Source organism: Actinomycetota bacterium (assembly GCA_014360655.1).
Classification (GTDB): Bacteria; Actinomycetota; Geothermincolia; order Geothermincolales; family RBG-13-55-18; genus JACIXC01.
The window spans coordinates 1-13,138 of sequence record JACIXC010000019.1 but is presented as its reverse complement, the minus strand read 5'-3'; the positions used below and the strand labels follow the sequence as shown (position 1 = coordinate 13,138).

Annotated in this window: 8 protein-coding genes; 4 read left to right on the top strand and 4 right to left on the bottom strand. The window is 64.8% G+C overall.

Annotation, left to right across the window (positions count from 1 at the left end):
• Window positions 1-209: 209 nt before the first annotated feature.
• The gene (locus H5T73_11425) at window positions 210-1,583 is read left to right on the top strand and encodes a putative DNA modification/repair radical SAM protein (GenBank protein MBC7248371.1); all 1,374 of its coding nucleotides are present in this window, start codon (window positions 210-212) and stop codon (window positions 1,581-1,583) included.
• 206 nt (window positions 1,584-1,789) lie between these two features.
• Window positions 1,790-2,857 carry a 4Fe-4S binding protein gene (locus H5T73_11420; protein ID MBC7248370.1) on the top strand — a complete coding sequence of 356 codons (1,068 nt, stop codon included), beginning with the start codon at window positions 1,790-1,792 and terminating at the stop codon, window positions 2,855-2,857.
• Window positions 2,858-3,197: 340 nt separating this feature from the next.
• Here the strand turns inward: H5T73_11420 and H5T73_11415 are convergent, their stop codons facing one another.
• The gene (locus H5T73_11415) at window positions 3,198-4,373 is read right to left on the bottom strand and encodes a radical SAM protein (protein ID MBC7248369.1); all 1,176 of its coding nucleotides are present in this window, start codon (window positions 4,371-4,373) and stop codon (window positions 3,198-3,200) included.
• Window positions 4,360-4,575, bottom strand: a complete 216-nt coding sequence (locus tag H5T73_11410; protein ID MBC7248368.1) for a hypothetical protein — start codon at window positions 4,573-4,575, stop codon at window positions 4,360-4,362. Before H5T73_11410 ends, H5T73_11415 begins: the two co-directional genes overlap by 14 nt.
• Window positions 4,576-5,153: 578 nt before the next feature.
• Here H5T73_11410 and H5T73_11405 point away from each other — a divergent pair.
• Window positions 5,154-8,753: a PAS domain S-box protein gene (locus tag H5T73_11405; GenBank protein ID MBC7248367.1), complete on the top strand. Its 3,600-nt coding sequence runs from the start codon at window positions 5,154-5,156 to the stop codon at window positions 8,751-8,753.
• A 936-nt stretch (window positions 8,754-9,689) separates the two neighbouring features.
• Here H5T73_11405 and H5T73_11400 read toward each other — a convergent pair.
• Both H5T73_11400 and H5T73_11395 read right to left on the bottom strand, forming a co-directional pair.
• A complete protein-coding gene (locus tag H5T73_11400) occupies window positions 9,690-11,375 on the bottom strand; it encodes an Ig-like domain-containing protein (protein ID MBC7248366.1) in 1,686 nt (561 codons plus the stop codon).
• A complete protein-coding gene (locus H5T73_11395) occupies window positions 11,372-12,037 on the bottom strand; it encodes a hypothetical protein (protein ID MBC7248365.1) in 666 nt (221 codons plus the stop codon). Before H5T73_11395 ends, H5T73_11400 begins: the two co-directional genes overlap by 4 nt.
• A gap of 565 nt (window positions 12,038-12,602) precedes the next feature.
• Between H5T73_11395 and H5T73_11390 the strand changes: the two genes are divergently transcribed.
• The coding region (locus H5T73_11390; protein ID MBC7248364.1) for a helix-turn-helix domain containing protein at window positions 12,603-13,138 on the top strand (536 nt) is incomplete at its 3' end.

Sequence of the window (13,138 nt, the reverse complement as noted above, 5' to 3'; positions counted from 1 at the left end):
CCGGGGTTGAGATCGGGGTCGGTAAAAGAGCGGCGGGAGCCCCGGTCGGGCCCTCCCCCCTCCCCGGACCCCATGTCATTTCATCAGGTTACCCGGAAACACGAGGATCTATAAACTGGTCAGGCCCTTCCCCTCCCCGGACCCCATGTCATCGCCGGCGTTCATAATGTTTACGGTGAGGCGGTTCTGGCCGGAGAAGGCGGTGGCAAGTGGACCTGGAGGAAAAACTCCGCATACTGGGAGCCGCGGCGCGTTACGACGTGACCTGTTCCTCCGCGGGTTCGGCGAGGATGCGCTGGGAGCGGGACGACACGAGCGCCTCCCTGCCGGGGATCTATTACAGCAGGTCGGACGACGGGCGATGCGTTCCCCTCCTGAAGGTGCTCTTCAGCAACCGCTGCGTCTACGACTGCGCGTATTGCGTGAACCGCGCTTCCGCCCGCCGTCGCCGCGCCTCCTTCACGCCTCGGGAAGTGGCCGCCCTCGCCATGCACTATTACCGGCGCCGCCTCGTGCGGGGGCTTTTCCTGAGCTCCGGCGTGTGGGTGAGTCCCGATCACACCATGGAGAGGCTGGTCCTCACCGCGAAGATCCTGCGGTGGGAGGAGGGCTTCCGCGGCTATATCCACCTGAAGGTCATCCCGGGCTCGTCTCCGGAACTGATACGGGAAGCGGGACTCCTGGCCGACCGCCTCAGCGTGAACATAGAGCTCCCATCCGAGGGCAGCCTGCGCTTCCTTGCGCCCGACAAGAAGCGCGAGGACATCCTGCGTCCCATGGGGGAGGTAAGCCGTCTCGTGGAGGCAGACCGGGAGGAGAGGAGGGCCTCGCCTCGTGCGGCACCCCTGGTGCGTGCGGGACAGACGACGCAGCTCATAGTGGGAGCCACCCCGGAGAGCGACCTGGAGATCATCACCCTGGCCGAGGGGCTCTACCGTGAATACGGGCTGCGCAGGATATATTATTCGGCCTTCGTGCCCGTTTCGGAGGACCCCAGGCTCCCGCCGCTCCTGGAGCCTCCCCTCCTGCGGGAACACCGCCTCTACCAGGCGGACTGGTTGCTGCGCCGCTACGGCTTCACGGCCCGGGAGCTGGTGGACGAGGAACATCCCGACCTGGATGGGGACCTGGATCCCAAGTCCGCGTGGGCGCTGCGCAATCTCCATTATTTTCCAGTGGAGGTCAACCGCGCCTCTTACGAGGAACTGTTGCGGGTGCCCGGTATCGGCACGAAGTCGGCGCGCAGGATCGTAGCCGCGCGTCGCGTGCATTCGCTCGATCTTGCAGCCCTCTCCAAGCTGGGCGTGGCATGCAGGCGCGCCCGATATTTCGTGACCTGCAACGGGCGGTACTATAGCCCCCGCTTCGGCGAGGAGGACATCCGCCGACACATCCGTGCCTGCTTCGATCCGGGGGAGGGAGGCGACGGCCGCGGAGGCCAGATATCCCTGTTCAAGGACTGCGAGACCCGCCGACCGCGGGTCGTCCCGGGAGGCACTTTGCCGCATGGCGGCGATGGAGAACGAGCCGGGTCACTGCTTTCCCCGGAGGATGCCCTCACCAGCGCCAGCGGAGAGCTTTAGCTAGGCGGGCGAAAGGCATCGGGCGCGGTTGCGTGGGCATGACGAGCGTGCTTGTCGCCGGGCGCTTCCCTTTCTTGGCACGGGCCGTCCGCCCTTAAGGGCGGGGTCGCGCGCCATGAGCGCGGGCGTAAGAAAAACGGGCCCGTGTCGCTCTGCTTGACGTTATCCCGGAAATGATAAAATTGAGGGGAATCCATCTCTCAGGGGTGACGGGTATGAAGGACGAGGTCTATCGCGCCCTTGCCGAACACCTGGACAGGATGCCGGTCGGGGCGCCCATGAGCGAGGAGCTCCTCGAGATATTGCGTGTTCTCTTCACGCCGGAGGAGGCGCGCCTGGCGGTGAGGCTGCCCTTCTTCAACACCCCGCTTCCGGAGATCGCGAGGGCAACCGGCATGCGGGAGGATGAGCTGCGCGGCATGCTCGATGCCATGGCCTCCAAGGGCACGGTGTTCCGCAGCGTCAAGGACGGCGTCGCCAGGTACCGCCTGCTGCCCACCCTGGTGGGTTTCTCCGAAACGCCTTTCTGGCCGGGCAGGGACGACGAGAGGGCGCGCAGGCTGGCCCCCCTGTGGATCAGGTACCTGGCAAACGCCTGGGGAAGGGAGATCGCCGACCGCGAGCTGCCGCTGGTCAGGGTGGTGCCGGTGGAGGAGGACGTGAACGAGACGTCGGAGGTGCTCCCCTTCGAGACGGCCAAGGAGCTTGTGGAGGGGGCTTCCTTCCGTGCAGTCGCATACTGCCCCTGCAGGCAGATGAAGGCCTACGTGGGGGAGGGCTGCGAGCACGAGAGGGAGAACTGCTTTCACTTCGGGTCCATGGGGAGGTACATCGTCGAGCAGGGCATGGGGAAGCCCGTGACCCTGGAGGAAGCGGTGCGCAAGCTGGAAGAGGCGCACGAGGCCGGCCTGGTCTTCACCGTCGACAATCACCAGGGAAAGATATCCACCCTGTGCTGCTGCTGCTCCTGCTGTTGCGTTTTCCTGCACAGCCGCAGGGAGCTGGGGTTCGAGAACGCGGTGAACCCCTCGAGTTACGTGGCCCGGGTGGACCGCGAGCTGTGCGTGGGCTGCGGCGAGTGCGAGGAGCGCTGCCCGGTAGGGGCGGTGAGGCTGGACGAACACGAGCTGGCCAGGGTGGACCGCGAGGAGTGCCTGGGATGCGGGGTGTGCGTCCCCAACTGCACCGGCGGGGCTATCTCCCTGCGGCGGCGGGAGAAGAGGAGCGGCGTTCCCACTCTGGAGGAGTTCATGTCCTCGCTGCAGCGGGAGTGAATGGTAAATGATGGTATATTATGGCAGCCCCTGGGGTGGGTGGTTGATGTTCGCGGGAAAGCAGCGGGAGCGTATGGCAAGTAATGGAAAACAACGCCGGTCGGCGGGCGACGTAAAGGGAGGGAGCCGTGTTGGCCCCCTCCCTGCAGGGCGTGCTAGCCGCAGCTCTTATTGCACTTGCAGGTTCCGCCCTTCCTTCTCGGGATCTTCGTGATCCTCATCTCACCACCTCCTTGGTAGTGTGTCGTTACATTTCTATTATACCCCCGTGTCAATGACGAAAGCACGCGTTCCGGAACTTTTTCGTGTCGCCGCCCCCGGGGTCGCGTGCAGCCGTCTTTCAGGGGCGTTTGCCGGGGAGGAGGCCCATGCGGGCGCACATGAGGGGGTCGCGGCCCCCGGGCCCTTCAAGGAGTTCGGCGCGGAAACGGCACCCCCCGCCGCATTCACTTAGCAGGGGGCAGGCGGCGCAGGCGCCCTCCGGCCTCATCCTGGGGAGATTCCGCCAGGCCGGGCGCAGGCCGGCGCTCACCGCGCCCCCGCTCGGGTTCCGGTAATAGCCGCACTTGATGAGCCTGCCGCCGGTGTCCACGGCAGCCAGGTGCGCACCGCAGGCGTATCCCTCGGCGCCCTCGTGGGGACCGGATCCCCATTCCAGGTCGAAGTAGGCAAGGGATTCCTCCACGCCGGGCATCAGGTCGCGGTGCTCCGCCATGCGCCCGGAGGGGACGGGGAACTCCAGGGTCCAGGATGACACTCCCAGCCCGGAGAGCAACTCGCCCAGGTCTTCCAGTTCATGGAGGTTGCGCCGGTGCATCACCGTGGCCACCGAGACGTCGATGCCCTGCGCGAGGGCTTCCTCCAGCGCCGCCATGGCGGGGCGGAAGGTCCCCTTGCCGCGCAGGACCTCGTGCCCTTCCTGCAGCCCGTCCAGCGAGAACTGGATCTCGTGGAAGCGCAGGTAACGCAGGTCGGTGTCCTTGAGCAGGGTTCCGTTGGTTATGAGCACGGCGCGGTAGGTGCGGCCGGCCAGCGCATCGTTGAGGGCCGCGAAGTGAGGATAGAGGAGGGGCTCACCGCCGGTGATCATCAGGCGCAGGCCCCCGAGGTCGTCGAAATCGTCGAGGAGCCCGTACAGGGTGTCCCAAGCCAGGTCGTCGCGTCCCGCGTCCCCCAGGTAGCAGTGGCGGCAGCGCAGGTTGCAGCGGTCGGTCACCTCCACCATGAGGTAACGCAGGGAGGGCCTCTCGTTGACGCCGCATCTCACCGGGCGGGGGGTGGGCTCGTGGGCGAGCTCCAGGATGCCCTCCTCCAGGCAGTAGGAGAGGAACTCCTCTTCCACCTCCACATCCATATCCCCGAGGGCCCTGGTCCCATCGCAGCGCGCGAGGAAATGGAAGGCTTCGGGGGAAAGCTCGTAAAGCTCGTCGTTTCCCGCGTTGTAGACGCAGTCCGTTTCCAGTTGCTTGAGGAAGACGCCGGGGGCGAGGACGGGGTAAGCCTCAGTCGAGCGCATCGAGGGTGGCCTCCAGGTCGAGGGCCCCTTTCAGGAGCAGGGTCTTGAGGATGCGGTAACTGCCGCATTCCTCGTTTTCCTCCTCCCCGTGATGGTAGAAGGGGCAGTCCCCGCAGAGCAGCTCGCGGAAATCCTCCTCCTCCGCGAGTCCGGAGACCCCCTCCAGCACTTCCCGTGCCTTCCTGGCATAAGATGGAAACATACCCGCCACCTCCCTTCACCTCCGTCGGCCTCCATCCCCATTATAAACACAAGCGGGGGAAAGGCCCTTTTAATGTCCCGAGAGTTTTTTAACGTCATCGCGAGGAACCCCCGGAAACGTCATCGCGAGGAGCGTAGCGACGAAGCGATCTCCTCCGGTCGTTGCCGCCCCTCCCGGCACCCGCGCCCTCTCCGTACTCCCGGCGGGATTGCTTCGTCGGCGCTTGCGCGCCTCCTCGCAATGACAGGAAAAGGGCGCTTACGCGCCTCCTCGCAATGACAGGGGCCCGGAAACGTCATCGCGAGGAACCCCCGGAAACGTCATCGCGAGGAGCGTAGCGACGAAGCGATCCCCTCCGGAAGCGTGATTCTCCGTCATCGCGAGGGACTCCCGGAAACGTCATCGCGAGGAGCGGAGCGACGAAGCGATCCCCTCCGGTCGTTGCCGCCCCTCCCGGCACCCGCGCCTCCGGGCATTTTCTGCAATGAGTGAGATAGGCAGCGTGATTTCATGAAAATGGGGGAGTAAAATCTTTTAAAAGAAGGGAAGGAGAGGCGTCGGAGGGATCGCTCTCGCGCATGGGGATGGACATGGGATGGAAGGGGAAGAAGGTTAGCGGAGGCGGGGAGGAATACTTCCGCCTCCTGGTGGAGAACGCGCTGGACCTCATCGTCGTCCTTGACGGAGAAGGCCGGGTGTCCTTCGTGAGCCCCTCCGTGCAGCGCCTCCTCGGGTACACCCCCGAGGAATTTCAGAGGCGGAGCATCTTCGAGTACATCCACCCCGAGGACCTCGCGGAGAGCAGGCGCAATCTCGCCATCGCTATCGAGCGCCCCGGCGTGGCCCGGTATTCCCTGCAGAGGATAAGGCACAGGGACGGCACCTGGCGCTGGCACGAGGCCACGGCCCTGAACCTCCTCGACCACCCCGTGGTGAAGGGACTGGTGGTGAATTCCCGGGATGTCACCGAGCGCGAGATGGCGGCGAGGATGACCAGGGCACAGAGGGATTTCGCGCTCAAGGTGGGGGAGGCGCGGGAACTCGAGGAAGTCCTCGACCTCGCCCTGGAGGCGGTGCTCGATGCCGCCGACCTTGACGCGGGGGCGATCTACCTGGTGGAGGAGGAAAGCGGGGACCTGGTGCTGGGGTGCAGCCGGGGGCTATCGGAAGCTTTTCTTGCCGAGGTGGACCGTTATGCCGAAGGCTCCGCCAACCACCGCATCGTGCGCGAGGGGAAACCGGTTTACGTGGAATACAGGGACTTCCCGGTTCCCAAGACGGAGGCGAAAGAGGCGGAGGGGCTCAAGTCCCTGGCGGTGATCCCCCTGTTCCACGAGGGCCGTCTGCTGGGATGCCTCAACGCGGCTTCTCACCGCGATGCCGCCGTGCCCGCCCCGGCCAGGGAGGTCATGGAGGTGCTGGCTTCGCAGCTGGCGAGGGCCATCGCGCAGGCGAAGATCACCGCCGCCCTGAAAGAATCGGAGGAGAAATTCCGCCTTTTAGCCGAGCACGCCGAGGATCTCGTCTACCGCATCAGGCTGAAGCCGGAACAGAGGTTCGAGTACGTGAGCCCCTCGGCCACCGCCATCACCGGGTATACCCCGGAGGAGCATTACGCGGATCCCTGGCTCGGTTACAAGATCGTGCATCCCGAGGATAGGAAGATCCTGGAAGAAGCCGCCGGGGCGGGCGGCGAGCCCAGAAGGGAAGTGGTGCTGCGCTGGATCCGCAAGGACGGCTCGGTTATCTGGACGGAGCAGAGGAACACCCCCGTCTACGACGAAAAGGGTGAGCTGGTGGCCCTGGAGGGCATCGCCCGCGACGTCACCGCGCGGAAAAGGATGGAAAAGGAGCTGGAGGAGAGCCGCCGCGAGCTGGCCGTCCTGTTGAGCAACCTACCCGGCATGGCCTACCGCTGCCGCAACGATCCACAATGGACCATGCTCTTCGTCAGCGAAGGATGCCGCGAGCTCACCGGGCACGACCCCTCCGACCTGGTGGGAAACGCCGTGCTTTCCTACGCCGACCTGGTCCACCCGGACGACCGGGAAAGGATCTGGGAGGAGGTCCAGGAGGCACTGGCAAGGGGGGAGCCCTTCCGGCTCATCTACCGCATCCACCATGCCTCCGGGGAGCTCAAGTGGGTATGGGAACAGGGAAGGGGCATCCCGGACGAGGAGGGAAACCTGCCCTACCTGGAGGGTTTCATCACCGATTTCACCGAGCGCATGATGGCGGAGAGGATGACGCGCGTGCAGCGCGACCTTGCCTGGATGGTGGCCGGTGACTATTCCCTGCGGGAAGTGCTGGAGAGGGCCGCGGAGGGGATACTTCACGCCACCGGCATGGAAAGTATTGCCATATATCTGGTGGAAGAGGAAACGGGCGGGCTGAGGATGCGCTTCCACCGGGGCATCGGCGAGGAGATGGCCCTCCTGACGGATTACCTCAAGCCGGAGAACCCCGTTTTCCTGTCTATGCTTGAGGGTAGATCGCTCTTCTTCGAGGGAGCGGCTTTTCCCGGGACGGAGCGAAGCGGGGAATTGCCGGTGCCGGAGGACGCCAGAAGCGCGGCCTTCGTTCCCATTCGCTTCCGGGGCGAAACTGCGGGCTGCCTCGTCGTCTCTTCCCGGCGCATGGAAGAGGTCCCCCGCTGGATGAGGGATTTCCTCGAGCTCTCCTGCGCCCAGATCGAGCAGGCCCTCCGACATCGCCGTCTCCTCGACGCCCTGCGGGAGTCGGAGGGCAGGTACCGCCTGCTCCACGATTTCGCCGGCGAGGCCATCTTCGGATACGACCGCGAGTTCAGGCTGGTGAGCATCAACCGCAGGGCCTGCGAGGCCGTCGGGTACGATAAGGAAGAGCTGCTGGGAAAAAGCGTGCTGGAGCTGGGTATCATCCACCCCGAGGACCTGGACAAGGTCATCGCGGGCATGGGCGCCCTCTTCGCGGGGGAGGATCTGTACACCGAGGAGATCAGGCTGGTGCGTCGCGACGGGTCGGTCATCGTCACCGAGATGACCGGCGCCGCCATCCGGGACGAGCAGGGTCGCCTGGTGGAGATATCCAACATAGCCCGCGACGTGACCGAGCGCAGGCTGGTCGAGCAGGCCCTGCGGGAAAGCGCGGAGCGCTACCGCGTCACCTTCGAGGCCACCGGCACCGCCATGTTCCACGTGTTGCGGGACGCCACCATCTCGGACGTGAACCTTGAGGCGGAGAGGATCTTCGGATACACGCGCGAGGAGATGGTGGGCAAGATGCGCTACATGGAACTGCTCGTGCCCGAGGAGGTGGAGAGGGTCAAGGACTATTCCCGCAAGCTGCTGCACGGGGAGATAGAGGGCCCCATCCGGTACGAGATAGTGGCCAGGCACAGGTCCGGCCGTCCCATCCCCGCCATCATCACCGTGTCCATGCTCCCCGGGATAGGCGAAAGCGTCATCTCGCTCTTGGACATCTCGGACAAGAGGGCATACGAGAACGAGCTGGAGAGGCGGGCGGAGCAGATGCGCGACTTCCTCGACATCGCGGCCCACGAGCTAAGGCATCCCGCCACCCTGCTCAAGGGATACGCCATGACCCTGGAGAAGCACGGTGAGGAAATGGACGCCGCGGACCGGGAGGAGGCCCTGCGAGCCATCCAGAGGGGGTCCGACCGGCTGGTGGGCATTGTGGAGGAGCTCCTGGAGGTCTCCCGCATTGAGCGCGGCCGCGTGGTGCTGGAGAAGAAGGAAGCGGCATTGGCTCCCTTGGTCGAGAGGGCACTGGAGGAGATGCGGGCGAAGGGGGTGGACAGGGAGATATCCTTCCGCCCCCCCGGCGACCCGGGCACGGCTTTCGTGGATGCCGAGAAACTGGTGCGCCTGCTGATCATCCTCCTGGACAACGCGGTGAGGTATTCCCCGCCGGGCTCGCCCATCGAGGTGACGGCGGAGAGGGGCGAAGGGACGGTCGTCTTTTCCGTGCTGGACCGCGGCGTGGGCGTCCCCGAGGAGGAGCGCGAGCGTGTCTTCGAGCGTTTCTACCAGGTGGGGGACGTGCTGCACCACGCCGGCCCCGGCCTCGGCCTGGGGTTGTACATCGGGAAGAGCATCGTGGACAGTCACGGCGGCAGGATATGGCACGAGCCCCGCGAGGGGGGCGGTTCCGCCTTCCGCTTCACCATACCCGTCTGATCCCTCAAAACGTCTTCGCGAGGAACCCCCGGAAACGTCATCGCGAGGAGCGGAGCGACGAAGCGATCTCCTCCGGTCGTTGCCGCCCCTCCCGGCACCCGCGCCCTCTCCGTACTCCCGGCGGGATTGCTTCGTCGGCGCTTGCGCGCCTCCTCGCAATGACAGGAAAAGAACGCTTGCGCGCCTCCTCGCAATGACAGGAACCCCCGGAAACGCCATCGCAGGCAGCCCATGAAAACGTCATCGCGAGGAGCGGAGCGACGAAGCGATCTCCTCCGGAAGCGTGATTCTCCGTCATCGCGAGGGTCCCCCGGAAACGTCATCGCGAGGAGCGGAGCGACGAAGCGATCCCCTCCGGTCGTTGCCGCCCCTCCCGGCACCCGCGCCCTTTCCATACTCCCGGCGGGATTGCTTCGTCGGCGCTTGCGCGCCTCCTCGCAATGACATTAAAAGAACGCTTACGCGCCTCCTCGCAATGACAGGGGCCCGGAAACGTCATCGCGAGTAACCCCCGGAAACGTCATCGCGAGTAACCCCCGGAAACGTCATCGCGAGTAACCCCCGGAAACGCCATCGCAGGCAGCCCATGAAAACGTCATCGCGAGGAGCGGAGCGACGAAGCGATCTCCTCCGGAAGCGTGATTCTCCGTCATCGCGAGGGACCCCCGGAAACGTCATCGGGAGGAGCGGAGCGACGAAGCGATCCCCTCCGGTCGTTGCCGCCCCTCCCGGCACCCGCGCCCTTTCCGTACTCCCGGCGGGATTGCTTCGTCGGCGCTTGCGCGCCTCCTCGCAATGACAGGAAAAGGGCGCTTGCGCGCCTCCTCGCAATGACAGGAAAAGAACGCTTGCGCGCCTCCTCGCAATGACAGGAAAAGAACGCTTGCGCGCCTCCTCGCAATGACAGGAGGAAGGAAAATCGCGGATTGATACCCGTCAGGGTTGGACCATGGCGAGGAAGACGATGGTGGTGGAGTAGTTACCTGGAAGGTCTTCCCAGGTAAGGTCGAGCCTGAGGTGGAAGGGGAGCTCGCTTCCTCCCGGTTGCGGTGTCCTGTTCCGTGCGGCGGGATAAACCTGGGACGCGAGCAGCGTGAAGGGGGTCCAGGAACCTCCCCCGCTGAGCATCCACTGCAGCTGCGAGATGGGGATGACGGCCGGGGGGGCCTGGGAGGCGTCCGTGAGGTCGGAGATGGCGTTGGTGAAGAGGTTCCAGCCGGTGGAGCTGAGTACCCGCAGCTTCACGGCGTAGGGTGGGGTCCCCCCTCCCACCACGTAAGGGGAGCCCTCCGGGTTCATGGAGCCGAAATCCACCGCCCCGCCGCCCGGGGTGCCGTCGCGGTTGTAGGTGTCCACCAGGCTCATGGTGAGGATGTCCGCGGTGCGGAAGGACCAGGAATAATCGGCGGGCAGCGGGTTTCCCGCCACGTCGGTTATTCCCGTGGTGAGGCGGGCTGTGTAGACATAACCGTAGAAGAGGTCGTTCGCGGGATCGAAGGTGGCCGTCATGGTGCCGGGATCGTAGGTGACGGAACCCGCGATAGGGGTCCCCTCCTCGTCCGTGAGGGTGAAGGTGGAGGCATTGACGGTCCCAGCTTTTATGCCGTTGGCCTCGCTGAACCTCGCGGTGACCAATGTGCCGACGCCCACGTTGATGCTCCCGCCGGGAGGGGTGACCGAGTAGACCTGCGGCGGGGTCCAGTCCACCACCACCCTGACCCCCGCCCCCGGCGTCTCCACGTTGTTCACTCGGTCCGTGGCGCGGCTGCGCACGGTGTAGGTCCCCTCCCCCGGGATCGTCCAGTTGTAGGACCAGGAGGAGTAATCGCCGGGCGCCGCGGGCGTCGCCGCGTTCCAGCTGCCGCCGCCATCGGTGGAGACCTCCACCAGGGAAACGCCGCTGGGATCCTGCCCGGGATCGCCGGAAACGCCCCGTACCGTGTAGGAATGGGCGTTGGTGTACTCCATGTCCGCGGGCGCTGAGATGGTGGAGGCGGGCGGGGTGATGTCGTAGACGAAGCGGGCCCGCAACAGGTCGATATAGAGGCGGGTGCGCGTCGAGTCCGTGCCCCCGCTCACGGTGTTGTTGTCGACGAAGCGCAGCTGGAACTCGCCCGCGGCGCTCACGAACCGGCGGGCCAGGACGGCATTCCCCACGGCCACCCGCAGGGTCCCGTCCGGCGTGGTGGGAAGGCTTCCCAGGAAATACCAGGAAGTGTCCCAGGCTCCCGCGTCGTAGTTGTAGAACTGCACGTACCAGCTGTCGGCGGCGTTGTTCTGGTAACCTTCCAGCTCGATGGCGATGTCCAGCAGCTTGTTGCGCGGGGCCTCGTTGAAGGTCTGCCACCTGTTGAGCTGCATGTCCAGGCAGGCGACAAGTTGTATGCCTATAAAAGTCCAGCCCTCTCTTACCTGCATGTAGGTGTTGTCGGCGGTCTGCGTGTTAGTGTAGTTGCCGCTTTGCAAGGTTCCCACGGTGAACGTGGGATTGGCGGTGATGACCTTGTAGGCGGAATCCGCGACGCAATCCTGTTGCGCGGCGGGGCAGGTCCACCAGGCCGCGAGGAGGAGGAGCGCGAGGAGGAAACGGGGCATGACACCGCCCGTTCGCTTCGCCTTCATCTCCCCTCCCCTCCTCCGTCATCCCGAAGGGCCTTGCCGGCCACGCCCTGCTTCCTGAACCTCTGCAGCGCCAGTAGCGCTCCCATCGCCAGGAGCAGCAGTGATACCGACAACGCGGGTAGCCAGAAGGGGAAGGACGACGCCGCGGCGCCTTCCGCGGCCAGGACATCCAGCTCCAGCAACACCGCCAGCCCCCCGGTCACGCCTATATCGCCGCCTCCCTCCGGGGCCTGGATGAAGGTGAGCGCGAGGCGGCGCAGGCCGGGAGCGGCGTCCGCCGGTGGCGCGACGGTGACCTCCACCTGCCGCTGCATCAACGGCTCCAGCAGGAGCTCGCCTTGCTCAAGGATCACCCAGTCGCAGGCCTCTTCCTCCTCTAGGTTTATCTTCCCGCCCTCGCCCTCCGTGACCGCCAGGACCCGCGGCAGGAGGCGCATTGCGCCCTCTCCCAGGTTGGTGAGGGTAAGCGAGGTGGATGTCCTCTCACCGGCGACGAGGGAGAGCGGGATACGGGTAGGGGTCACCGATATGACCGCTTCGCCGTGGGCCGGGGACGCAAGCAGCAGCATCGCGGAAAAAGAGAGGCAGGTGACGAGGTGGAGGAAAGGCCGGTTCCTCGCCTTCCGCGCACGGGGTTCCCCGAACCAGCTTCTCGTTCTCAATTGGTCACTCCCTCGCCCATTGGGATACCGCAAGGATCTCCCCGGAACACCGGCAACGCGCCGAGATCGCCAACCAGGACGGGCTTCCTTTGAACCGATCACTCGCCTCTTTTCCTTCCGCCGGATCCTCTCGCGCGCATCCGTTTTCTGTTCGTCGCACGGTTCTCAACAGGATACGGGACCCATCCTGTTCAGTGCCGCGCTCTATCCGAATATTCTGGTTTCCCTACGGCGTTACCTGCCGCGCGATCCCATCTAATAACAATATCTATATCGACAGTTTGCGCCAAAGCTTGCAGGCTGGTCCGCCAGCGGAAACCTGAGGCGGTAAACGGTGGGAACGCGAGAAAGAGCGGATTCCCTCATCAATGGTTACCGGAGATTAACTTCTTGCCGCGTCATGATTGCCGGCAACGGATACCGGAAGCGCGCATCGTTCATTGCGCTGGCCATAACGTGTCCGGGCGGCGGTCTTCCGGGACAGGGACTGCCCAGGTTCATAAACATGGTGGACACCCCCTATACTTGCTTTGTAGTAAAAGAAGCAGAGCAAGGAGGTGTCCAAATGAAGGGTTCAGTTGGAACCACTACTAGTATCTACCACACCAGGCTTCCCCATCAATGGGAGTTGGAGAGAATGATGGGCGAGGGTCTCTCCAGGGAGGCCAGAAGGAGGCTGCGCTGGATAGAGCACTTTCGCAGCTGCGGAAATGCCAGGATGACCTGCCGCCACTTCGCCATCTCCCCCACCACCTTCTACAAGTGGCTGAAGAGGTACCTGAAACGGGGGCTCAGGGGACTGGAGGACCTCCCCCGCACCCCGAAAAGGAAAAGGGTCTCCGAGATCCCCTGGCAGACGATCCAGCTCATCTGCGACTTAAGGAGAGAGCACCCCGCCTGGTCCAAGCACAAGATAGCGGTGATACTCAAGAGGGACTACGGCATCCGCCTTTCTTCCTCCAGCGTGGGAAGGGTTCTCAAAAGGAAGGGCCTCTACGATAAGAGGGTCTCCAGAAAGAAGAGCCGGGCGGCCAAAAGGAGGAAGGCTCGCCTGCGCTCGGAGGGCTGGATGAGGAAGGCCTTCCCGGGGTGCCTCATCCA